This is a genomic window from Marinobacter sp. RI1, from assembly GCF_041155085.1.
GTDB classification, from domain to species: Bacteria; Pseudomonadota; Gammaproteobacteria; order Pseudomonadales; family Oleiphilaceae; genus Marinobacter; species Marinobacter nauticus.
In genome coordinates this window covers 1,203,479-1,224,981 of record NZ_AP031605.1, presented here as the reverse complement: position 1 = coordinate 1,224,981, position 21,503 = coordinate 1,203,479, and the positions used below count along the sequence as shown (strand labels likewise).

The following is a 21,503-nucleotide window of genomic DNA, read 5'->3' as shown; positions in this document are numbered from 1 at the left end:
ATGGGCTATTGTGGTTTTCTGTGGGGCAAAAAATAGGTGCGGCATCGGGTTCAATTCCCGCCGTCTCCACCACCTTGCAAGAGAAAAGCCCCTGATTTCAGGGGCTTTTTTCGTTTCTGGAATGACTCAATTCCTGCAGCACCTTCGCAGCACTCTGGAAAAGGAAGCCAACCATGAACCAGCCAAACGACCCGGAAAGCCTGACAGAGCTGGTCGCCAGAATACGGGACCATACCCGGAATCAGGATCGGGTATCAGTCGGGGATCTGATGACCGCAGTGGGTGAGCGCTCTTTTGGCCCGCTGGTCCTGCTGGCCGGCTTGGTAACGGTGGCGCCGCTTATTGGCGACATTCCCGGCGTACCCACCTTACTGGGCTTGCTGGTTCTGCTCACCTTGGGGCAGTTGCTGTTCCAGCGCCGCTCAGTCTGGATTCCCTCCCGTTTATCGAACCGCCATATTTCCAAACAGACACTGTTTAAAGGCCTGCAATGGGCAGACAAACCTGCGGCATTTGTCGATCACTGGACCCGGCGGCGCTTGCCCTGGTTGGTTTCCGGGGCTGGCCAGTATCTGATGGCACTGATTTGCATGGCGGTGGCCGCTGCCATGCCGATGATGGAACTTATCCCCTTCAGCGCCAATGGCGGTGGCCTGGCGCTGATGGCGTTCGGGCTGTCCATTGTCGCCCGGGACGGGCTGCTGGCTCTGGTTGCCATCGCCACTAGCGTTGGCACCGGCTGGTTGGTGATTACAAACCTGCCCTGGTAGGCGAACTGTCAAAAGACCTGTCACCATTTGATACAAAGCTGATGACGAATCGCTGAGCATAAAGCTGCTATTATTGCTACATAACCTTTTGATCGCTGGCGCCTTGTTTCATATCTCAGAGCACCAATCGTGACAGCAAGCTCAGCAAGGAGCTTTCATCTTTTTTGCAAGGATCGGTTTATGTCCAGCAAAGCGAAGCAGTCCCAGAAACTCCTTCTGTTCCGCCTGTTCGGATCGCGGCTGTTTGGCATTGGCACCCTGAAAATCCGGGAAATTCTCCCGTTTCAGCGGCTAACCAAGCTACCCCATAGCCATCACGCCGTGATCGGAACCGCAACCTTCCGAGGCTCGGCCGTGCCGGTCATCGATATGTCCGCAGCCGTGGGCTACCCGGCCCTCACCCGCGAAGAGCAGGCGAAAGCGTCCATCATTGTTACTGACATTCAGCGCCAGGAAATCGGCTTTCTGGTGCGCAGTGTTCAGCAGATCATCGAGACAGACTGGAAGAGCGTGATGCCGCCGCCCAAGGCCCTGGGCGCCAACGCCTTTATTACCGGCCTACTGGATGTGGATGGCGACATTATCCAGTTGCTGGATGTCGAGCTACTCCTCGCCAAGGTCTACCCGGAATCGCTCGACGCCCAGACCGTGGCTCTTACGGATGTACAGAGCGAGACACTCAAATCCCTGAACATCCTCTTGGTGGATGACTCTCAGGTGGCCCGAAAGCAGCTGTCTGACGTCCTCGACAGCAAAGACATCAGCTATCACGTGACCGCCAATGGCGACGAAGCTCTGCAGGTTCTTCTCCGGGAGCATGAGTTAGGGCACCCGATCGACATCCTGGTGAGTGACATTGAGATGCCGGGCCTGGATGGCTACGAGCTTACTTTCGATATCCGGGATAATGCCAGCCTCCAGCAACCCTACATCATCCTGCACACTTCACTGAACAGTGAGATGAGCCTGAGCTATGCCAATCAGGTCGGGGCCAACGAGGCACTGACCAAGTTTGACGCAGAGGAACTGTTACAGGCCATGCTGCGCGGAGCTGCCCAGGCCGGCTAAAGCCGGCAGGTGAGCTCCGCCAGCTCTTCATCAAAGACTCGCCGGTTCTCGCTGTAGTCCACCGGCACATCCACCAGGTGAACACCCCCGGCCTCCAGTGCACGCTCGAGGGTCGGGCGCAATTCCTCGGTACGGTTAACCCTGTGGCCAACGGCACCGTAGGAGTCCGCGTATTTCACGAAATCCGGATTGCGGTAATCCAGCCCGAAATCTTCATAGCCATCCTGCCCCTGCTTCCATTTGATCATGCCGTACGCGCTGTCGTTGATGATCAGCACGACCAGGTTCAGCCCAAGGCGAACAGCCGTCTCCAGCTCCTGGCTGTTCATCATGAAGCCGCCATCACCGCAGATCGACATAACCTTCAGCTCCGGATAAAGCATGGCCGCCATCATGCCGCTGGGCAGGCCCGCGCCCATGGAGGCCAGAGAATTGTCCAGTAGCACGGTGTTGTTGTCATAAGCCGGGTAGTTGCGGGCAAACCAGAGTTTGTACATGCCGTTATCCAGCGCGATGATGCCGTCATCCGGCATCACCGATCGGACATCGTGGACAATGCGCTGGGGAATCACCGGGAAGCGGTCATCAGTGGCCCGCTCCTGAAGATGTTTGTCGACCGCCTGCTTCACTTCCATCAGGCCGGTGAAATCGTGGTTGGCACATTGTCCGCAGTGCTCGGCCATGTACTCCACACTGTTGGCAATGTCACCCACCACCTCATGCTGCGGAAAATACACCGGGTCGACATCGGCTCCGCTGAAATTCACATGGATGACTTTTTTACCGCCCGGAGTCATAAAGAAGGGCGGCTTCTCCACTACATCGTGGCCGACGTTGATCACCAGATCCGCCCGGTCGATGGCACAGTGAACGAAATCGCCGGCGGACAGGGCTGCATTGCCCATGTAACGGGGATGACGCTCATCAATCACACCCTTACCCATCTGAGTGGTGAAAAACGGAATGCCCGTCACATCCACCAGGTGCAGCAAGGCTTTGGACACCCGTTTACGGTTGGCCCCGGCGCCAATCATGATCAGTGGATGATGGGCCCTGCGCAGCATGTCGCAGGCCATGTCCAGGCTCTTCTCACTGGCCGTTGGCCGACGGGCATCACTGGGATTAAAAATATGAATGCCCGCTTCGGCGGACTCCTCGGCAATGTCCTCGGGCAACTCCAGGTGCACAGCTCCGGGGCGCTCTTCCGAGGCAAGGCGAACCGCTTCACGAACCTTGGCGGGAATGGTTTTGGCGTTGCTGATCTGGCGAGTGTATTTGGTAAGCGGCCGCATCAGATCTACCACATCCAGAATCTGGAACAGCCCCTGCTTGGAGGACTTGATGGGCTTCTGGCCGGAAATCATCATCATGGGCATGCCGCCCAGCTGGGCGTAGGCGGCAGCCGTCACCAGGTTGGTGGCGCCCGGCCCAAGCGTGGACAGGCAAACTCCCACCTGGCCAGTCAGTCGCCCGTAGGTCGCCGCCATAAAGCCGGCAGCCTGTTCATGCCGGTTCAGCACCAGGCGGATACTGGAATTGCGTAACGCTTCCAGGAAGGCGAGATTCTCTTCGCCGGGCACGGCGAAAATGTATTTTACGCCTTCATTCTCAAGTGCCCGGATAAACACTTCGGCGCCGTTAAGCGCCTGACGATGATCATTGGCCATAACTGTCCTCTTGATCTGGGAATTCTCAAATCAAGAGGATAGCATTACCTGAGCTTGAGCGTTGACAGGGTCCGTTCACGAACGCTGTTGAGCAGCTCCTCATTATCCACCAGAGACTGGCCATAGGATGGCACCAGCTCCTTCATGCGGGACTGCCACTGCTCGCTCTTGATCTTCTCCGGGAAGCAGCGCTCAAGCACATTGATCATGGCATTAGCCGCAGTAGAAGCCCCGGGAGAGGCACCCAGCAAGGCGGCGAGGGTGCCGTCTTTGGCTGCGACAATCTCGGTGCCGAACTCAAGCTTGCCACCACCCTCTTCGGTCTGCTTGATAATCTGCACCCGCTGGCCAGCCATCTGCAACTTCCAGTCATCTTCACGGGCATCCGGGAAGAAGTTGCGCAGGGAATTCACACGGTCGGCATGGGATTGGAACACTTCGCCGATCAGATAACGGGTGAGGTCCATGTTGCTCTTGCTGACTGACAGCATCGGGCGCAGGTTGGTAGCGCGCACCGAACCAATCAGATCGAAGATGGAGCCCTGCTTCAGGAAGCGGGTGGTGAAGCCAGCAAACGGTCCGAACAGCAGGGCAGGTTCGCCATTGATGATGCGGGTATCCAGGTGAGGGACAGACATCGGCGGCGCGCCAATCGGTGCCTTACCGTACACTTTGGAATGGTGCTCCTTGACGATGTCCGGCTTCTGGCACACCAGCCACTGACCACTGACCGGGAAGCCACCGTAACCGCGGGCCTCATCAATGCCAGACTTCTGCAGCAACGGCAGCGCGCCACCACCAGCACCGAGGAACACGAAACCGGCCTCCAGCTTGGTCAGTTCGCCGGTTTTCTGGTTTTTCACCCGCAGTTTCCAGCGGCCATTGTCGCGCTGATCAATGTAGTGCACCGGGCTGCTGAGCATCAGTTCAAAGTTGGGCTGGGTTTCCAGCCATTTCACCATGCTTCGGGTCAATGAACCGAAATCCACGTCGGAACCATGTTTGATCCGGGTCGCGGCCACACGCTGCATAGGATCACGGTGGCGAACCACCAGCGGCATCCACTCTTCGAGATCCTCCGGGCTTTCCGTGTATTCCATTTCCTGGAACAGGTGGTGCCCGCTCAGACGCTCGTAACGGCGCTTTAGAAACGCCACGTCTTTCTCGCCCCAGACGAAACTCTGGTGTGGCGTACGATTAATGAAAGAAGTCGGCTCCGGCAGGATGCCCTGCTCCACCAGGTAAGACCAGAACTGCAACGACACCTCGAACTGGGCATTGATTTTCAACGCCCGCTCAATCTCGACATCGCCATCATCGGTTTCGGGGGTGTAGTTCAGCTCGCAGTAACCGGCATGCCCGGTACCTGCATTGTTCCATCCGTCGGTGCTCTCATGGGCAACGTGGTCAAGACGTTCCACCATGACGATGTCCAGGGACGGATCCAGCTGCCTGAGCATCATGCCGAGGGTCGCGCTCATGACGCCCCCACCGACCAGCACTACATCTGCCTGTCTAACGGCCATTGGTTTTCACCCTAGCTTAGTGTTGAAGCCTGCTGCCACTCCACGATCAGCAAAGTGGCCTGTCGGAAGCCGGCCTGGCGCGAGGTAGACGGCGCTGCCGTGAGCTTCCGGTCTGAAATTGCGCGCAATTATCCCGATTTTCGCCGAAAGAATAAATTGCGATTATCAATTGATGCGTGTCGGTTGCGGGCACGGCTGGCACCAGTGGTGCGATTACCGGTGTGTTGGCACATTGCCCGTCATCTTATCGTTTTGCCGGGATTGTCTCGTGTTTTGTTAACAATATCAGCGCCACTTTAGTCTGATACCCCGGCACCCAACCATTGGATCATCCGTAATTACCTGCAACGGCGCGCATCTCAGTGCTGACCAATCGCCCCCTAATACGGTATCTTGTGCGCCAAACACTTTCCTCCGGGCCATGGGCCGGAGTTTCCGACGTTAATCTTTTTGAGGTTTCTCTATGTTGATGGCCATCGGTGCCGTTATTGCCGGCCTGATCCTGCTGGTCTGGAGCGCAGACAAATTTGTGGAAGGAGCCGCTGCCACCGCGAAACACCTGGGCATGCCTACGCTACTGATCGGCATGGTCATTATCGGCTTCGGCACCTCTGCTCCGGAACTTGCGGTCTCTGCCATGGCTGCGTCTGACGGCAACCCCGGCCTGGCTCTCGGAAACGGGTACGGCTCCAATATCACCAACATCGCCCTGATTGTTGGCCTGACCGCCATCATCGCGCCGATCGCTGTGCACTCACAGGTCATCCGCAAAGAACTGCCACTACTGGTCGTACTCACTCTGATTGCCGGTGCGCAACTGATCGACGGAGAGCTGAGCCGACTGGATGGCTGGGTGCTTCTGGGTGTCTTTGCCGCGGTAATGGGTTGGTCCATCTATCAGGGGATACGTGGCAAAGCTGACCCGCTTGGAGGGGATGCTGAGTCCGAAATCGTTGCCCACCCCATGCCCCTGAAAACCGCAATTATCTGGCTGGTAATCGGGCTGATTCTGCTGATTGTCAGTTCAAGGCTTCTGGTTTGGGGTGCGGTCGCTATTGCCCAGAGCCTGGGTGTGAGTGATCTGATCATAGGCCTGACCATTGTCGCTATCGGCACATCACTGCCGGAGCTGGCCTCAGCTATTGCCGCCGTGAAGAAGAACGAGCACGACCTGATTCTGGGCAACATCCTGGGCTCAGGCATCTTCAACACCCTGGCCGTGGTGGGGCTCGCCGCGGCGATTCAACCGTTGTCGGTAGACCCTGAGGTGCTGTATCGGGACTGGACGTTAATGCTGGGCCTGACTCTGGCGCTTCTGGTCATGGGCTTCGGCCTGACCGGTTGGCGCAAGCTCGTATCGAGGGTTGACGGTGCCCTGCTGCTGGCCGTTTACATCGGTTACACCGGCTATCTGTTCTCTACCGTGGTCTCCGCCGCCTGAGCATCGCCGGCGGGGCAGCTTATTCTGCCTCGCCATTGCCCAGTAATTCCTCCAGATTCTCCCGCACGCCCGCCATAATCTCCGCAATGTCGTCCTTGCTTTTTCCTGCCGTGTCGATGGGGGTGCCCACCCGCACATCCACCGGCTGCCCCAGGTTAATCTGCCAGGTGCGCGCGGGCAGCACCCGATGAATCCCCCGAATCGCCACCGGTACAATCACAGCCTGAGTATCCAGGGCCAGGTGAAAGCAGCCTTTCTTGAAGGGTAACAGCTGACCGTCCGGAGAACGGGTGCCTTCCGGGGCTGCCCACAACACAATGCCACTTTCCATCATCTGACGGGCTTTCTCCAGATCCTTCACCGCCCGGTTGCGACGGGAACGGTCAATAGAGGGAAACTCGGCGGCTCTCATAGCCTGGCCCAGCAGGGGAATGCTGAACAGCTCTTTTTTGGCGAGCATGCGGATTGAACCTGGCAGCGACACAAAACTGACCGGTATGTCGTAGTGGCTGGCATGGGTGCTCATGATGATGTAGCGCCGGCCATCGTTAAAGTCCGGCACTTCTCCGCGAACAACCAGGCTGGCCCGAACCAGCCGCAACAATGCCGCCGACCATTCCCGGCAATATTTGTCGACAATCGGCCGGTTCAGGCGTCCGAAAAGCGCCCGCAACAGGATCAAGAGCGAATACAGCGCCGTCAGCCCCACGGAGCCAATCACGACGCCGGCACGACGCAGCAGGGTGGCCGACTCGGTAAGCGGGCTCAGATTCAGTCGCTTCATTTTGAATACCTCAGGAACATTCCGGCCGGCGCCTGCAGGGGCCGGACAATAGCGGCGGATTATACCGGCTCCCGGACCCACTGAATAACACCTGAATATTTGATCAATTATTAACCAGGATCTATACGTAATAAGGTTATACATACGCAAACCGAACCGCGTATTCGCCCGTCCGCAAACAAGACCAAAGACTGGAGACGGAACATGAAAACCGAAACAACCCTGGAGCGGGGCCCTAACGACCCGGGCCTTGCCAACCCTTCCCGGCGCAGCATTCTGATCGGCAGCGCCGGCGCCATGGCGGCAGTCAGCTTGCTGGGATTCAGCCGGCTCAGCGCCGCGGAAGAACCAAAATCGCTACCGGATTATGCCGCCTGGAAAGAACGCAGCGCGCTGATTATCCACAGCACCAACACCATGGAAACCCAGCGCGGCGCCATCGGCAACGGCGTCATCACCGCCAGCGACCGACTGTTTGTGCGCAACAACCTGCCGGCTCCGCCCGCAAGCGTTACCGACAACCCGGATGCCTGGGAAGTCCGTGTCGAAGGCGTGAAGAATCCGAGAACCCTGACCGTGGGTGAGCTGAAATCCATGGGCGTGACCACCGTCGCCTCGGTACTTCAGTGCTCCGGCAACGGTCGGGCGTTCTTCCCTCACGGAGCCAGCGGTACCCAGTGGTCCGTAGGCGCTGCCGGATGCGTCATGTGGACGGGAGTACCCCTGCGTGATGTGGTCGACGCGCTCGGCGGAGCTGTGGACGGTGTACGTTACATCACCGGAACCGGCGGTGAGAGTCTGCCCGATGGAGTCGACCCAAAATCCATCATGGTTGAGCGCTCAATTCCCACCCGCGCCCTGGACAGCGCCCTGCTCGCCTGGGCGATGAACGACGAGCCTCTGCCACACACCCACGGGGGACCACTGCGGCTGGTGGTGCCCGGTTACTACGGTGTGAATAACGTTAAATACGTGAAACAGATTGCCCTTACCGAAAATCAGACTGACGCCAAGATCCAGGCCTCGGGCTATCGGGTGCGGGATGTGGGCATGAAGGGCTCACCAGACCAGCCCTCCATGTGGGAGATGAACGTCAAATCCTGGGTCACTTCACCACTGGAGTCCGGCCGGAAGGGACGCAACATGATCTGCGGTGTGGCCTTCGGCGGTACGGTCGCGCTGGATAAGGTGGAAGTGTCGACCGACGGTGGCAAAAACTGGAAACCGGCGCGGTTCCTGGGGCCGGATCTGGGGCCTTTTGCCTGGCGTCCTTTTGTGATGGCTGTCGATTTCGGCCCTGGCGAGCACCGAATTGTCAGCAAGGCCACCGATGTGGAGGGTAACAGCCAGCCCGAAGGGCGGATAGATAACGAGCGTGGCTACGGCCACAACGGATGGAGTGACCATGGCGTGACGGTCACCGTGGGTTGATCCTCAGTGGGCGGAGCCGGAGACAGCGCTGCCCGCTGATTCCAGATGTAGAAGACCATGAAGAGACAGCCTCAGACACTGATGGCCGCCAGCCTGACCCTGGCCTTACAAACCGCCCATGCCGACGACGAATCGGGAAGGGCGATTTTCACGGAAGTGGCGCAACCGTCCTGCACCATTTGCCACACGCTGGCCGATGCCGGCGCCTCCGGGTCTATCGGCCCCAACCTGGATGAGCTGCGCCCGAACCGGGATCAGGTAATCCGGGCCGTGACCAGTGGCGTTGGCGTTATGCCCGCCTTTGAGGAATCCCTCACCGAAAGCCAGATTCAGGCGGTAGCAGACTATGTGGTGTCCGTCACCAGCGCCAAGTAGCAGGACCCTATTCCGTTTCGCGGAAGTCCATGGCAATGGAGTTCAGACAATAACGCTGCCCGGTAGGTGGCGGCCCATCAGGGAACACGTGGCCCAGGTGACTGTCGCAACGGGGGCAACGAATTTCGATACGGGTCATTCCAAGACTGGAGTCCTCCAGGTATCGGATATGCTCCGGGTCGAAGGGCTGGAAAAAACTTGGCCAACCAGTGCCGGAATCAAACTTGGAATCGGAGCTGAACAGCGGCAGATCACACAACCGGCAATGATAGGTGCCGGACTTTTTGTTATCCAGCAACGTGCCACAGAAGGGACGCTCGGTGCCGTGATCGAGCAGCACCCGGCGTTCTTCCTCAGAAAGATGCTCAGCCCGGGCTTCCACTTCTGCCCGGGTTAACGGTGTCAGGTCATAGCCTGCTGCAGATACAGACATGGGTGCCTCCTCAAGCCTGGTCCGGGTCGTCTTTGCTGAATTCGGGCTTCAGCTGTTCGGGCCAAGTGTTGGCCAGTTTTTCCATCTTCGGTGCCGCTACCGCCATGATGTATGGTTGCCAGGGATTACGGGCGGCAAAGTTCTGGTGGTGCTCCTCGGCCGGATAAAAGGCTTCCAGGGGCTCCAGGGTGGTCACGATGCGATCCTGATACACGCCGGCGGCATCCAGCTGGCGGATATACGCCTCGGCTACATCGTGCTGCTCTGGGGTCTCATAGAATATCGCGGAGCGATACTGGCTGCCGACATCGTTACCCTGTCGGTTGAGCTGGGTGGGATCATGGGCCACCGAGAAGAACAGCTTCAGCAGTTGGCCGAAGCTGACCCGTGCCGGATCATAATGCACCTCGATGACTTCGGCGTGCCCGGTTTTCCCGGTACAGACCGCCTCGTAATTCGCGGTACTGGCTTCACCGCCGGCATAACCAGAGGTCACACGTTGAACACCGTCAACCGCCAGAAAGACCGCTTCCACACACCAGAAACAGCCCCCCGCCAACACCAGCCGGGACTCACCGGCCGCTTCAGGCAGATCCTTTTCAGGGTCCGGGAAACGACTCCTGGGAACACTCAGGCCGGGCAGATTACATGCATCGGTCATGGGCCACTCCGTACACTATACATCGTCGAATGATCACTGATTGTGGCGTCTCAATACTGAAAAGCCAAATCAGCACCTGTAATTTGCACTACCCAGGGCAACAACCATAATTAAGACAGGAACCACTGATAAGGTTCCGCTCGGCATCAGGGATAACAGCATGACCGCAAGGGTTCGCGTATCGGAAGATCAGGACGAGCTGCTCCACTACCGCCTGAGCCTGAGGCTCGGGCCCGTCCATGCCCGTCAACGTCTCGGCATTGAGCGGGAAACCGAAGCCCGGGTGTTCGGGCGGGACAAGCGCTCGTTCCATCTGGAAAACCTGACCAACGCTCCGGGACTGATTCGTTTCTGCCTGAAGGCCGTGGGCCTGCTACGCCGGGCTCAGGCCAACAGTTTGAAACTGACCACCGAGCACAACACCTTCGTGTTGCCCGATCTCCCATCGGCCTTCGAAGGCTTCCGCATCCTTCACCTGACCGACCTGCATGTCGATATGGACGAAGCGAACCTGCAGGCAGTTATACGGCAAATCGCCCCGCTGGATTACGATCTGTGCGTTCTGACCGGCGATTACCGCCAACGCACCTGGGGCCCTGTAGACGATGCTCTGGACGGTATGGCCAGACTGCGCCAGGCCATTCACGGCGACGCCTATGCCGTGCTGGGCAACCACGACAGTGTACGAATGGTGCCGGCTCTTGAAGACATGGGCTATCGGCTGCTGATGAATGAAATGGTACCGCTGGAGCGCGGCGACAGCCGCCTGTACCTGGCCGGTGTGGACGATGCCCACTACTACAAGGTTCACAACCTGCACCGGGCCGGCGACGATATACCCGCAGGGGGAATCAGCCTGTTGCTCAGTCATACGCCGGAAATCTGGCGGGAAGCCGCCCATGCCGGTTACGACCTGTTCCTCTGCGGCCACACCCACGGTGGGCAACTCTGTTTGCCTGGCGGCATCCCGCTGACGCTCGACTCCGATTGCCCGAGGCGCCTTGGCCGCGGGCTCTGGCAGGTAAACGGCATGCAAGGCTACACCTCACCGGGAGCCGGCACTTCGGTTCTGAATGTGCGTCTGAACTGCCCCCCGGAAGTGACCATTCACACCCTCACTCGCGGGCCCTGAGTTCAGTGTGGCTGTTTACGTATACCGAGGCGGTAAAACAGCGGAGAGAACAACATATTGGACAATGCGAACAGAAGGGCAACGGCGACCGTCTCCCACAGTGGCAGCGGCAGCCAGTACCAGGCCATCACCATAGGTAACAGCGCCTCGGGCAGCTGATCCAACCAGACCGCCCGGGCGCTGGAAGCCAACCCCATACGGCGCTTGGTGAAACTGCTGAGCATATCGCCCCACAGCGACAGGAAAGCAAACAGCGCTCCGAACAACCAGCCCAGGCCCACCCACAGGGCGAACAGCGCGCAGGTCAGAACGCCGGATACCAGCCCACGCCAGGTTTTGCTGGGCCCCAGCAGCGGTCGGCCATCGCGCCACAGCCGGCCACCATCGAGGGGCCAGCTGCCATGCCGATGAAACAACCGCGCCACAACCACCGGAGACCCGTTGGCCAGCACCAGCATGACAAACAACTCAAGCGACAACAGCACTCTGCTTTCCCCTGTTAACAGCCGGCCAGATCAGGTCAGTCCGCCTCGGGTCAGCTTGAGCGGGTCCATCAGTTCCTCAAGCCGTTTGCGGCTCAATCCGCTCCGCTCCTCGGCAACGTCGATAACCGGGCGCCCGCTACGGTATGCCTCTTTGGCAATATCCGCGGCCAGGGCGTAGCCGATTTCAGGGTTCAATGCCGTCACCAGAACCGGGTTTCGACCCACCCCCGCATTCAGGTTTTCGGTATTAACGGTGAACCCTTGCAGGGCCTTGTCTGCCAGCAGGTTCGAGGCATTGGCCAGCAACCCGCACATATCCAGCAGATTTGCGCCCACCAGTGGCAGCATCACATTCAACTGGAAGTTGCCGGACTGGCCCGCCATGGCGACAGCCGCATCCAGCCCGGTCACCTGGGCACTCACCATCGCCACCGATTCCGGTATCACCGGGTTCACCTTGCCAGGCATGATGCTGCTGCCCGGCTGCAAGGCCGGCAGGCTGATTTCAGCCAGACCATGGATCGGACCACTGTTCATCCAGCGCAGGTCATTGGCGATCTTGGTGAAGACCACGGCCACACCGCGGAACTGGGCAGACAGTGCCACAGGCGCATCAACCGCACTCTGCCCCAGAAACTTGTGCTCCAGCGACCGGAACGGATAGCCCGTATTCTGCTTCAGAAACTTCACAAACTGGCCAGCAAACTCCGACGCAGCATTCACCCCGGTACCTACCGCGGTACCGCCCTGGGGTAGTGCCGCCAGGTCCTCCATGGCCCGCTCAAGGCGAAGCTCGGTCGCCGCGACCTGCTCCCGCCAGGTTCTGAGCTCCTGGCCAAGTGTCACCGGCATGGCATCCATCAGATGGGTGCGCCCGGTCTTCACCTGCCCGGACAGTTCAGCCTCCCGGCCGTAGATCACTCCCCGGAGATGCGACAGCGCCGGCAGCAGCCGACTTTTCACTGCCAGCACAGCGCTGACATGGATCGCAGTCGGGATCACGTCGTTGGAACTCTGGCTCATGTTGACGTGATCATTGGGATTAACCTCCACGCCCTTCTCTCGCGCCAGAGCCGCGATCACCTCGTTCACGTTCATGTTGGTGCTGGTACCGGAGCCGGTCTGGTAACGGTCCACCGGAAACTGATCTGCATGTTCCCCTTTCAGCAACCGGTCGCAGGCGTCACAAATGGCATCACGCAGTTCCGGCTCCAGCAAGCCCAGTGACGCGTTGGCCTGGGCCGCCGCACGTTTGACCTGAACCACAGAGGCAATGAATTCGGGCGGCATCGGCTGCCCACTGACCGGAAAATTGTCCACCGCACGCTGGGTCTGCGCGCCCCAGAGCGCACTGTCCGGTACCCGGACCTCACCCAGGCTGTCTTTTTCAGTTCTGAACTCGGTCATCACATCCTCCTTGTCACGCTCGATAGCTTCCCACAGCGGCCTTCAGGTGCCGTTACCATGGGATTTCAGGCGGACATGGTCGCAGATGCCGGTCACCTGCTCAAAATTCAGAATCAGTGTGTGCACGGTATTGGTGTAGGTGTCGTGCAGGTGAAACTTGAAGCGGCTCTGCTTCTCGCCCTGCAGAAAGGCATCGTACTCGCGCACCAGCTCTCGTACATCACCGCCGGAGTCCTGGCTCCAAGTGGCATTGAACGGACCCAGTACGGCGCCACCGGCAAGGCAGATGGTGACTTCGTGGTTAGTGAGATGGCCGTCTTGAGTGGTCATGACATTTCCCTCCTGAAAGCACTCAGCGATAAGTGTAGTCGCTCTCAGGCACCGGGCTCTGGCAATTGCCAAAGTCATCACAGAAACAAACATTTCCGGCAACACATCCTGCATTTGTAGGATTTTCCTACAAAACGACGAATGCCACCCTGATAACCTGTCCAGCCGATTCGATATCAAGGAACGACCGGTAAACATGGGGCACTTCCACTCACCTGCGGTTTTACTGCGCTACCATAGCGAAGAGGCAAAGCAGACGTTCGAGGCCTTGTTCGCGCAGGACTTCTCGATACACGCCTTTAGCTCGGATGAGGCAGTGCTTGAGCACATAGTGGCCGCTGAAGCACCGCCCGCAGCGCTGGTGATAGCCGGATGCGAAACCTCAACCGCCATTAACTCCGCTCTGCTGGCCAAGGCCAGAACACAATATCCCACCGTGCTCCGGGTGTTGATAACCGAGCGCGTTATCCTGAGCGAACTGGTGGCGCTGCTGGACACCCAGGTAATCGATCGTTGCTTCGAGCAGCCCCTGGACCCAGACCTCATACGCTCACACCTTTTGACAGCGGCCCTGACAAGCCCGGAGCTGTCCGGCCAGACCAAACACCAGCCATCGCTGCCGAACACCGAGGGGCAGCGCCCCGTTGTGCTCATTGTCGATGACGAACCTGCCGCCACGAAATATCTGATCCGTCAACTCGAACACCTGCAGGATGAGTTCTCCCTGCTTTCCGCAGACACTGCGGAAGCGGCACTGGAACATCTGCGAACGCCAGGCGCGCCGATTGCAGTGGTGATGACGGACCAGCGGATGCCGGGCATGCAGGGCAAAGAGCTGCTGGATGAGTTGCGTCAGTCTCATCCGGCCGTTGTCCGGATTCTGACTTCCGCCTGGGGCGAGGTGGACGTTGCCCTCAATGCCGTGAATGAAGGCCGGATCTTTCGCTACCAGAAAAAACCCTGGCAAGCACAAACCTTGCTGCCACTGTTCCGGGAAGCCATCGCTCGCCACCGTGAGCTGGCGTCGGCCCTGGACAACACCCGCTGCGAAACCCGGAAACGCTTTGCCGAGCTTCGCCTGCAACGCCACGGCAGGCTCGTCGATCATCTGAGGCCGATCCTGAGCGCCCAGGTTCCCGATACCACACTGAACGCTTTTCTGGATACCGTGGCCAGCATTGACCACCTGCCTGCGGCGAAAGCACACCTCAGGGCCAGCCAGGACATGCATCTGGAACAGGAGCTTGTCCGGCGGTTCTGCGACCATGTGCGGCAGGAACTCAGTCGGCTGGAAAACATCGTCCCGGCAGGCCCCGGGCAGAGCCGGATGACGTCACTATTCAGCGGGACCCCGCCCCAGGAACGGGCCACATCGTCTCCACCCTGCTCGCCGGCAGAATTACTGGGGCAAGCCCTCAACACCCTGCTTGTCAGCTCCGGTCTTGACTGGAGCCACCTGGTGCTAACCGAAAGTCGCGATCAGCTTCACGTAGCCCCGGAACAACCGCTACGCATCTACAGCCATCTACTGGCTCCGCTCACGCGGCTCTCCGATCCGCTTCTTGAACAACAGGCAGCACTTCTGATGCTGTTCGTCACCACCAGCCTGCTGGGCGGGGACGTCAGTGCTGAGGCAGATGGCCAGTGCCTGCATCTGGCCATTACCCTGCCGGTACTCCCGGGATCGGGTAACTGACCGTGAACCCTCAGCGCAGACTCCGGCTGTTCGCGACCGTCAGCCACCGTCTTTTCCGCGACGGTTTGCTATTCCAGATTCTTCATAACGAAGACATTGAGTTAGTAGGCGAATCCGAGACCGGCGTTGAGACGCTGCAACGCCTGGCTGCTGTCAGACCCGGCGTGCTATTGATTGAAGAGAATCTGAAAGACAATGATGGACTCACCATTGCTGAAAATGCCCTCAGCCTGCACCCGGCGCTCTCGGTGCTGCTGATCTCCGACACTCCGGTCAACAGCTCGCGCATGGCGATTTACCTGGAATCAGGAATCAAGGCGGTGGTCTCGAAACAGCAGTCGATCCAGGAACTGATCAAAACCCTGTTCTACATTCGCAGCGGCCAGGTATACCTTGGCAACTGGCAATCAACACGCGACGGGGCTGATGACGCTCTTACCGCTTACCAGGCGTTGTCCGGCCGCGAACGGGAGGTGGCGAGACTGATGTCACAGCGGGTCGCGGTTCGAGATATCGCTGAGGAGCTGGGGGTGTCCTGTAAAACGGTGCATTCCTACAAGGACCGGATCTTCGTCAAGCTGGGCTTCGAACGCTTGCCGGAGCTGATTCTGTTTATGCAAAGACATCACCAAAGGGCGTTACCATGAACCTGCTCTCCGGTATTGAGCAGATCAAACAGCTGCCTGTTGATCGGCAACGGCGGTTCGAACGTTTTTCGCGCACCCAGTACCGGTACCGCGTGCTGCCGCTGTTCGCCGATGTCTACCTGATCATCGCGTTTATCGGCACCCTGCTATTCCTGGCCGGGCAGCTCACGCACTCAGTGGAGCCCCCGGTGTTTGCCGGTTACCTGCTCTACACCGGGGTGCTGACAGCGCTTATTCTGGCTCATCGCTTCACCCGGTTGCGGCGAGCGGCACCGCTGGTTGTCTATCTCGTATTCATCAACATGGCGACATTCAGCTACCTCGGCTATATCGGTGCCGGCGCCGCCATCGCGCCTGTGGTGGGGCTGTTCTTTTTTATCAGCTCGGTCGGCATCATCACCCTGTCGCTGAAGCACACCAGCATCATTTTGGCGGCCAACCTGATCCTTCTGGTGCTGGCCACCGCCGTCACGGTCCCGACCGATCAGGTTGTCACCGTGCTTATCGGCGTAATCACCAACTGGCTGATTCTGATGTGCCTGGTGGTTTCGCCGTTATCGGCGTGGTTTTTCTCCCAGTTCCTGCGCAACCTGCTGGCCCTGCAGTTTCTGCTCAGAGATCGAAACCGGCAACTTTCCCGCGCCTTGCAGACACTGGAGGCCACCGAGGACAAACTGGCCCAGGAGCAGAAACACCAGGCCCTGAGCCACATGGCCAAGGGTCTGCTGCACGAGATTACCAATCCGCTCAATTGCGCCATACAGGCGGTAGACTTTTCCGCGGCGATCAACCGGAATCCGGACGTAGCCGAGGCGCTGGACGATGCGGCAAGCCATCAACACCGGATTGCAGAGATCGTCTCGGATCTGATCGAATTCTCCCGCCCGGCGCCGGATCATGGCCCGGAGGCTGTAAATCTCGACAAGCTGGTGCAAACGGCGCTGCGATTTTGCCGGCACCAGTTGCAGGGCACCGCAGTCACCACCCAGATCCCCGCTGGCCTCTCGGTCGCCTGTTTTCCGTCACCGCTGATTCAGGTGTTCGTCAACCTCCTGATGAATGCATCGTCAGCCATCCGTGCTGCTAGCCCTGCACGACCGCAAATCCGGATTACCGCTGCCTCCACCGCAGCCGTGACCAGCATTACCGTCCGGGATAATGGCAAAGGCATCGACTCCAGTAACCTGCAGCGACTGACTGACCCGTTTTTCTCCACCAGCGAGACGCCGGATAACCTGGGGCTGGGGTTGAGTATCTGCCACACCATCATGCGGCATCATCGTGGCACCATGAAAATTGCCAGCGAACCCGGGCAATGGACCGAGGTGATACTGGAACTACCCCGGCATATCGATGGGCCCGACAAAAGCACTCGCCCTCCCAGCTAAAACCGGTAAACCAGCCGCAGGGTCGCGGCATTACCCCCGGGATCCGGCGACAGACGATTACCGCTGATCTCCGGCATCAGGTAATTCAAGCGAAGCTGAATGTCTTTACCCAGATAGTAATTCAGGCCCACGGTGGTGACGCTGGCTTCCGCCCCGATGCTTCGATCCCTCAGATCAACGGCACTGTAACGCGCCACCAGTTCCAAGGCGCCGCCGTTACTCTTTGGTTTGATGCGTTTGAACTCACCCCGCTCGTAGGGGCGCTGGTCGTCGGTCAACAGCAGGCCGGCCTGGACATAGCCCCCGGTAAACCGCCACCATTCTCCGCCTTTACGACGCACCTCCTGAGCCATGACTTCTGCTGTCACGGTCAACCGATGAAACTGCCAACCGGCCTCCACGCCCGCAAGCCTGCTTTCACGGGCCTCAAAGCGGGGACTGCGAACCACGTTGTCAGCGCTGAACACCTCGGCCTCATCCTTGATCTGGAATTCCTCCTCACGATGCTGGCGCCAGGATGCTGCTGCACCGAGATGGAGTACCTGATCCTCCGAGCGGACGGGAGCACGGGAGACCCTGGCAGTTACAGCGCTGCCGTCTTCCGGTTTACGCTCATCGCTGAATAACCCCAGCGCCCAGGTTGAGGATTTCCGGTACTGCCCCACCATAACCCCCAGTGAACGGCCCGGCGCAAAAGCCGAGGTAGCCATTGAGCGCTCCCCCGTACTGAGACTTGAGTAGCTGGTCAGCCGTTCCATACCGAACGGCTCCTTGAACTGGCCCAGCCGGACGGCAAGGCGATCAGGGCCGTTGTACTGAACATAGGCATCGCCCAACTCTGCGTCTCTGTTGTCGCCTTCAATCTCGTAGCCGCCGTCAATCTCGGCCTCCCAGGCGTCGCCCCACGCCAGTTCAACCTGGAGCTTGGCGTTGCGCAACACGCCACGCGTCGTGGATTCTTCTCCGTCCTCATCATGGAACGCGCCGTAGTGGTCGACACCCGCCGCGATGTAACCACTCACCTCCGCCAGAGCCCCCCCGTCGCCATCGCTCGCCAGGGCGTCTGAACCAATCATCGGCAGCAGCGCAAAGGCCAGCAGTTTGCCCGCTTGCTCATTCATGTCCCGCCTCCAGGTGATAGTGCATTCGAAGCATAGCGGTGTCTCTCAGGTAGCTGACAGACACCACATCAACCCGGAACACGTCCAGCCCGGTGCGTTCCCTGAGATCGGCAATCAAGGCTGCCTGTTGTTGCCGGTGCACGTTCTCGATCTTTTCGTATTCCACCTCCTTCTCACCGTGTCGCGGTAACAGGATGCGGGTTTCGAGCACAACCGCCAGGGCGATGACCAGGCCATTCAGCATGATCAACTCCAGGTGGTGCATGGTCCCGACTGCGGCCAGCAGGGCCATGGCGATCACCAGGAACAGGTAGGTCATCTCCTTGATACCCAGGGCTTCGGTGCGATAACGCAGCATGGAAAACACGGCAAACAGGCCAAAGGCAAAGCCCATCGTAACCGTCACCGAATGCAGCAGCGCCGTCACCAGAAACACGCCAACGCCGAAGAGAATGAAAGAGGCGGCATTCTCCCGGTGACGGGAATAGCGGTAATAACAGCGAATCAATACGAATACCGAGGCCGCGTTAATCAACAGCCGGATAACAAAATGGAGGTCAACTGCAGATTCCATGAACGCCCCTTAACAACGGTTTGAATCGATTGGTTTTCAGGTTGTCTCCGTCCAGAAAAACCCGACCAACGCAGTACTTGCTGAAAGTCACCGGCCTGTATCCGAGCGCGGCCAGACGCGCCATCAAAGGCGAGCCAGAGGCTTTCCGGTCATATTTGATTTCGAAAATGGCAAGACCCGGGAGCGCAACGGAATGCTGTCGATCAGGCGTCTGGAAGGAGAGCCCGGTATCCACCGTCACCCGCTCATGGCCGTCCCGCCGGAGCAGAGTCATCCGTTCATACCGGACAAAAAGTGCCGGCCGCATCCCTGCAGCCGGAAGGCCGAATTGCCCGGAAAGGAAATCATTGATGACGCGCGGTTCCCGACCGTCTCCGGTTAACGACAAGCGGGTTTTGATGGTGCGTTGCCGGTTGCTCTTCTTCTTGACTTCAAGAAAGCTCTCTCCGCTTTGCCGGTAGTGACGAATCCGCAGCTTGAAACGATTGAGCTTGCCGTTGTGGTGATCCAGATACAGCTGGCTGTCCGGCGTATCCAGATACAGGGTGTCGTAGGTAAAACGCCGAGCCGCCCCAATCTCAAGCATCGAATACTCGCGTTCCAGGCCCTGAAGACACTGGTCTAGCTCATGAGCCGGAATCATGAACTTGGTGTCCACACGGTTCATCAGGAGCGCTCTTGCCTGCGCCTCAAGGGAATGCCCGGCAAATCTCGCCACCGGGCTACCAACGGCCATGTTCATGGCACGTCGGCCACGTACTCCAGGGTGGCATCCAGGGTGATTGCCACGTCCCCGGCCTGCTCCCCGGTGCCAACACTGGTCAGGGTAATCTGCCCTTGAGCTCCCAGAGCAATCGTCCGGACATCTCCGGGCAGGCTCTCATCCACCTCAAACAGCAGCGCATTGGTGGCAAAGCCATGGAAGCGATGGCTACCCGGTACGTAGTCCGACGATTCAATAAACAGCTGAAGCACATAGGGTTTGAAGCTGTCTCCGGCATCCACGCCGATCATCAGGAGGCTAACGACCGCCGGTTTGGTTTCCCGGTCCACGGAATACACCAGGCTGTCCACTTCAAAGGCGGCGTAGGTCAGGCTGGCACTGACGTTGCGCCCGTCCGGCAAGGTGAAATTGAATGCACCTCGGTCATTTCCGCTCTGGGATGTGATGTTGCCCGTCAAAGCCGTCGTGGTGGGCGCGCTGCAATCCGGCTCCTTGTCTGCCATAAGCGAGACTTCGCCAGTCGGCGTCTCCGCCGCCATCGCCTGTTCCAGAACAGCCCTGCGGGCGGGCTCGTAATCATCGTCGCCCGGCTCACCGTTGCCGATGATAAAGCGTTCCAGGCTGGCCGCCGCTTCCTCGGTGGTTCCGGTCAATTGCCGGATGCGCGCCAGGCGGTCGATCAAGGCATTCTCATCCCACTGGGTTTCCAACAGGTTCTCCAACTCCGCATAATAGGCTGCCCGGTATTCGGGTATCTGGAACAGACGATCTGCGAGCCGGAAGTTGCGATAGAAAACACCGGTTAGCGGCTTGAGCGGATGGTCCCCGCGAAAAGCCGTGTCCGCCCCCCAGGGAATGAAATGGAACAGTCCGTCCTCCGGATTACGGTAAATGTGGAAGTTGTTGGCATTGCCGGTGGCGGAATCCCAGGCGCCGAGCAAGGTCTCCACCGCCCAGAACCGGATGAACTGGTCCACATCGACCAACTGCGGCAACACGTTCAGCATCTGCTCATCTGGCAACGCCAGAGCTTCTGCAACGGCTTGCAGATCGCTGCGGTCGTTTTCCTTTTCGTTGGTCTTCTTCTCGAATCGCTGGCTCAGCCAGGTACCAAAATCGGCGGTCTGCGCCTCATACTGATTACCCTCATCGTTGCCGAACGCACGGGTCAGGAAAGGCTTTTTAAGAGGCTCTACATTGGTAAACACGCCGAGTGTTTCGCCGTTCACGGTTACCCTGGCGTAGTTGCATCTTGGCGCCGCAATGCCGGCTTCACGGAACTGGTCATACGCCATGCATTGCCTGGCATTGGAAGGATCCTGGCGATTGTTGTTCAGGGTCATCCGTGAGGAATTCTGGTAGGTCCGGCCTTTTTGCAGGTCGTTGAAATCCAGCTTGAGAGAGGGAATGCTTGGGCTGAGAGAACCCATATAACCCTTTTTGCGAACAATGACGTTGTCCATCCGATCGCCATCAATCGACACACGCGCGGTAAATTCCGTGTATTCAAACGGCGGTATACACTCGCGATCCGTGCTCGCCAGGGTACGCCCCTCGGCACGCAGCTTTTCGAAATCATCATCGGACATACGAATGTCCACGGCCATTATCCGATCCGGGGCGTAAAGGTCGCCGTCGCCACCAATGTTGACCGGCTCAACCGGAGCATCGAAGTCTGAGGGATCAGAAGAATCCGAGCCTCCGCCCCCGCAGCCCTGCAGCACCACCAACGCCATGCCTGCCATTAGCCAGCGGCAGCGCCCCCACGATGTTCTGAATCCTGTTGTTGTCATGAACCACTCCCTGAAGATTGTCTATCGTGGCCGGGGGAAAACCGGCTTCA

General features: G+C 58.9%; 21 protein-coding genes. 9 read left to right on the top strand and 12 right to left on the bottom strand.

Features of this window, described 5'->3' with window-relative positions; translation table 11 throughout:
- Nucleotides 1-173: 173 nt before the first annotated feature.
- Nucleotides 174-770, top strand: a complete 597-nt coding sequence (locus ACAM27_RS05385) for an exopolysaccharide biosynthesis protein (RefSeq protein WP_014422625.1) — start codon at nt 174-176, stop codon at nt 768-770.
- A 180-nt stretch (nt 771-950) separates the two neighbouring features.
- On the top strand, nt 951-1,838 hold the full coding sequence (locus ACAM27_RS05380) for a chemotaxis protein (RefSeq protein WP_014422626.1): 888 nt from the start codon (nt 951-953) through the stop codon (nt 1,836-1,838).
- Here the strand turns inward: ACAM27_RS05380 and ACAM27_RS05375 are convergent.
- Together ACAM27_RS05375 and mqo are read right to left on the bottom strand one after the other, a co-directional pair.
- Nucleotides 1,835-3,505, bottom strand: coding sequence for an acetolactate synthase large subunit (locus tag ACAM27_RS05375; RefSeq protein WP_369612664.1), 1,671 nt, complete (start codon nt 3,503-3,505; stop codon nt 1,835-1,837). The two genes, ACAM27_RS05380 and ACAM27_RS05375, sit on opposite strands and share 4 nt — an antisense overlap.
- A 44-nt stretch (nt 3,506-3,549) precedes the next feature.
- Entirely contained in the window at nt 3,550-5,031 is a 1,482-nt protein-coding gene (mqo, locus tag ACAM27_RS05370) for a malate dehydrogenase (quinone) (protein WP_011786810.1), read from the bottom strand.
- 463 nt (nt 5,032-5,494) lie between these two features.
- Between mqo and ACAM27_RS05365 the strand changes: the two genes are divergently transcribed.
- Nucleotides 5,495-6,472, top strand: coding sequence for a calcium/sodium antiporter (locus ACAM27_RS05365; protein ID WP_011786811.1), 978 nt, complete (start codon nt 5,495-5,497; stop codon nt 6,470-6,472).
- 19 nt (nt 6,473-6,491) lie between these two features.
- On the opposite strand, the gene ACAM27_RS05360 is transcribed toward ACAM27_RS05365, so the two are convergent.
- Nucleotides 6,492-7,256, bottom strand: coding sequence for a 1-acyl-sn-glycerol-3-phosphate acyltransferase (locus ACAM27_RS05360; RefSeq protein ID WP_014422629.1), 765 nt, complete (start codon nt 7,254-7,256; stop codon nt 6,492-6,494).
- 204 nt (nt 7,257-7,460) lie between these two features.
- Between ACAM27_RS05360 and ACAM27_RS05355 the strand changes: the two genes are divergently transcribed.
- Entirely contained in the window at nt 7,461-8,687 is a 1,227-nt protein-coding gene (locus ACAM27_RS05355) for a sulfite oxidase (protein WP_222533975.1), read from the top strand.
- A 57-nt stretch (nt 8,688-8,744) separates the two neighbouring features.
- Nucleotides 8,745-9,062, top strand: a complete 318-nt coding sequence (locus ACAM27_RS05350) for a cytochrome c (protein ID WP_141067492.1) — start codon at nt 8,745-8,747, stop codon at nt 9,060-9,062.
- 7 nt (nt 9,063-9,069) lie between these two features.
- Here ACAM27_RS05350 and msrB read toward each other — a convergent pair whose 3' ends face one another.
- A complete protein-coding gene (gene msrB, locus ACAM27_RS05345; RefSeq protein WP_023009665.1) occupies nt 9,070-9,495 on the bottom strand; it encodes a peptide-methionine (R)-S-oxide reductase MsrB in 426 nt (141 codons plus the stop codon).
- A 10-nt stretch (nt 9,496-9,505) separates the two neighbouring features.
- Complete coding sequence (gene msrA, locus ACAM27_RS05340) at nt 9,506-10,156, bottom strand: peptide-methionine (S)-S-oxide reductase MsrA (RefSeq protein ID WP_113879220.1); 651 nt, start codon at nt 10,154-10,156, stop codon at nt 9,506-9,508.
- Between the two features lie 160 nt (nt 10,157-10,316).
- On the opposite strand from msrA, the gene ACAM27_RS05335 reads away from it, so the two are divergent.
- Nucleotides 10,317-11,288 carry a metallophosphoesterase gene (locus ACAM27_RS05335; RefSeq protein WP_023009663.1) on the top strand — a complete coding sequence of 324 codons (972 nt, stop codon included), beginning with the start codon at nt 10,317-10,319 and terminating at the stop codon, nt 11,286-11,288.
- A gap of 2 nt (nt 11,289-11,290) precedes the next feature.
- Here the strand turns inward: ACAM27_RS05335 and ACAM27_RS05330 are convergent, their stop codons facing one another.
- The 3 genes from ACAM27_RS05330 to ACAM27_RS05320 are packed head-to-tail and all read right to left on the bottom strand — an operon-like array spanning nt 11,291 to nt 13,510.
- Nucleotides 11,291-11,773, bottom strand: coding sequence for a CDP-archaeol synthase (locus tag ACAM27_RS05330; protein WP_023009662.1), 483 nt, complete (start codon nt 11,771-11,773; stop codon nt 11,291-11,293).
- Nucleotides 11,774-11,803: 30 nt separating this feature from the next.
- Entirely contained in the window at nt 11,804-13,180 is a 1,377-nt protein-coding gene (locus ACAM27_RS05325; RefSeq protein WP_023009661.1) for a lyase family protein, read from the bottom strand.
- A 42-nt stretch (nt 13,181-13,222) separates the two neighbouring features.
- A complete protein-coding gene (locus ACAM27_RS05320) occupies nt 13,223-13,510 on the bottom strand; it encodes a hypothetical protein (RefSeq protein WP_014422636.1) in 288 nt (95 codons plus the stop codon).
- 196 nt (nt 13,511-13,706) lie between these two features.
- On the opposite strand from ACAM27_RS05320, the gene ACAM27_RS05315 reads away from it, so the two are divergent.
- Genes ACAM27_RS05315 through ACAM27_RS05305 form a run of 3 tightly spaced genes read left to right on the top strand, consistent with a single transcriptional unit; the run spans nt 13,707 to nt 17,241 of the window.
- The gene (locus tag ACAM27_RS05315) at nt 13,707-15,206 is read left to right on the top strand and encodes a response regulator (protein ID WP_023009660.1); all 1,500 of its coding nucleotides are present in this window, start codon (nt 13,707-13,709) and stop codon (nt 15,204-15,206) included.
- A 2-nt stretch (nt 15,207-15,208) separates the two neighbouring features.
- Nucleotides 15,209-15,853, top strand: coding sequence for a LuxR C-terminal-related transcriptional regulator (locus ACAM27_RS05310; protein WP_369612663.1), 645 nt, complete (start codon nt 15,209-15,211; stop codon nt 15,851-15,853).
- Nucleotides 15,850-17,241, top strand: coding sequence for a sensor histidine kinase (locus tag ACAM27_RS05305; protein ID WP_113879219.1), 1,392 nt, complete (start codon nt 15,850-15,852; stop codon nt 17,239-17,241). Before ACAM27_RS05310 ends, ACAM27_RS05305 begins: the two co-directional genes overlap by 4 nt.
- Here the strand turns inward: ACAM27_RS05305 and ACAM27_RS05300 are convergent.
- The 4 genes from ACAM27_RS05300 to ACAM27_RS05285 are packed head-to-tail and all read right to left on the bottom strand — an operon-like array spanning nt 17,238 to nt 21,453.
- Nucleotides 17,238-18,362, bottom strand: coding sequence for an OprO/OprP family phosphate-selective porin (locus ACAM27_RS05300; protein WP_022993065.1), 1,125 nt, complete (start codon nt 18,360-18,362; stop codon nt 17,238-17,240). The genes ACAM27_RS05305 and ACAM27_RS05300 overlap by 4 nt on opposite strands.
- Complete coding sequence (locus ACAM27_RS05295; protein WP_022993066.1) at nt 18,355-18,936, bottom strand: DUF4956 domain-containing protein; 582 nt, start codon at nt 18,934-18,936, stop codon at nt 18,355-18,357. Before ACAM27_RS05295 ends, ACAM27_RS05300 begins: the two co-directional genes overlap by 8 nt.
- Complete coding sequence (locus ACAM27_RS05290) at nt 18,920-19,678, bottom strand: polyphosphate polymerase domain-containing protein (protein WP_113879218.1); 759 nt, start codon at nt 19,676-19,678, stop codon at nt 18,920-18,922. Before ACAM27_RS05290 ends, ACAM27_RS05295 begins: the two co-directional genes overlap by 17 nt.
- Nucleotides 19,675-21,453 carry a CotH kinase family protein gene (locus ACAM27_RS05285; protein WP_226538125.1) on the bottom strand — a complete coding sequence of 593 codons (1,779 nt, stop codon included), beginning with the start codon at nt 21,451-21,453 and terminating at the stop codon, nt 19,675-19,677. The genes ACAM27_RS05290 and ACAM27_RS05285 overlap by 4 nt, the downstream gene beginning before the upstream one ends.
- Nucleotides 21,454-21,503: the final 50 nt, after the last annotated feature.

What these genes read in the sequence shown, in the direction of transcription:
- ACAM27_RS05385 (WP_014422625.1), top strand. Translation starts at nt 174, where the DNA reads ATGAACCAGCCAAACGACCCGGAAAGCCTGACAGAGCTGGTCGCCAGA.
- ACAM27_RS05300 (WP_022993065.1), bottom strand. Translation starts at nt 18,362, where the DNA reads ATGAATGAGCAAGCGGGCAAACTGCTGGCCTTTGCGCTGCTGCCGATG.
- ACAM27_RS05315 (WP_023009660.1), top strand. Translation starts at nt 13,707, where the DNA reads ATGGGGCACTTCCACTCACCTGCGGTTTTACTGCGCTACCATAGCGAA.
- ACAM27_RS05350 (WP_141067492.1), top strand. Translation starts at nt 8,745, where the DNA reads ATGAAGAGACAGCCTCAGACACTGATGGCCGCCAGCCTGACCCTGGCC.
- ACAM27_RS05360 (WP_014422629.1), bottom strand. Translation starts at nt 7,256, where the DNA reads ATGAAGCGACTGAATCTGAGCCCGCTTACCGAGTCGGCCACCCTGCTG.
- ACAM27_RS05365 (WP_011786811.1), top strand. Translation starts at nt 5,495, where the DNA reads ATGTTGATGGCCATCGGTGCCGTTATTGCCGGCCTGATCCTGCTGGTC.
- msrA (WP_113879220.1), bottom strand. Translation starts at nt 10,156, where the DNA reads ATGACCGATGCATGTAATCTGCCCGGCCTGAGTGTTCCCAGGAGTCGT.
- ACAM27_RS05290 (WP_113879218.1), bottom strand. Translation starts at nt 19,678, where the DNA reads ATGAACATGGCCGTTGGTAGCCCGGTGGCGAGATTTGCCGGGCATTCC.
- ACAM27_RS05305 (WP_113879219.1), top strand. Translation starts at nt 15,850, where the DNA reads ATGAACCTGCTCTCCGGTATTGAGCAGATCAAACAGCTGCCTGTTGAT.
- ACAM27_RS05285 (WP_226538125.1), bottom strand. Translation starts at nt 21,453, where the DNA reads ATGACAACAACAGGATTCAGAACATCGTGGGGGCGCTGCCGCTGGCTA.
- ACAM27_RS05325 (WP_023009661.1), bottom strand. Translation starts at nt 13,180, where the DNA reads ATGACCGAGTTCAGAACTGAAAAAGACAGCCTGGGTGAGGTCCGGGTA.
- msrB (WP_023009665.1), bottom strand. Translation starts at nt 9,495, where the DNA reads ATGTCTGTATCTGCAGCAGGCTATGACCTGACACCGTTAACCCGGGCA.
- ACAM27_RS05335 (WP_023009663.1), top strand. Translation starts at nt 10,317, where the DNA reads ATGACCGCAAGGGTTCGCGTATCGGAAGATCAGGACGAGCTGCTCCAC.
- ACAM27_RS05295 (WP_022993066.1), bottom strand. Translation starts at nt 18,936, where the DNA reads ATGGAATCTGCAGTTGACCTCCATTTTGTTATCCGGCTGTTGATTAAC.
- ACAM27_RS05375 (WP_369612664.1), bottom strand. Translation starts at nt 3,505, where the DNA reads ATGGCCAATGATCATCGTCAGGCGCTTAACGGCGCCGAAGTGTTTATC.
- ACAM27_RS05380 (WP_014422626.1), top strand. Translation starts at nt 951, where the DNA reads ATGTCCAGCAAAGCGAAGCAGTCCCAGAAACTCCTTCTGTTCCGCCTG.
- ACAM27_RS05320 (WP_014422636.1), bottom strand. Translation starts at nt 13,510, where the DNA reads ATGACCACTCAAGACGGCCATCTCACTAACCACGAAGTCACCATCTGC.
- mqo (WP_011786810.1), bottom strand. Translation starts at nt 5,031, where the DNA reads ATGGCCGTTAGACAGGCAGATGTAGTGCTGGTCGGTGGGGGCGTCATG.
- ACAM27_RS05355 (WP_222533975.1), top strand. Translation starts at nt 7,461, where the DNA reads ATGAAAACCGAAACAACCCTGGAGCGGGGCCCTAACGACCCGGGCCTT.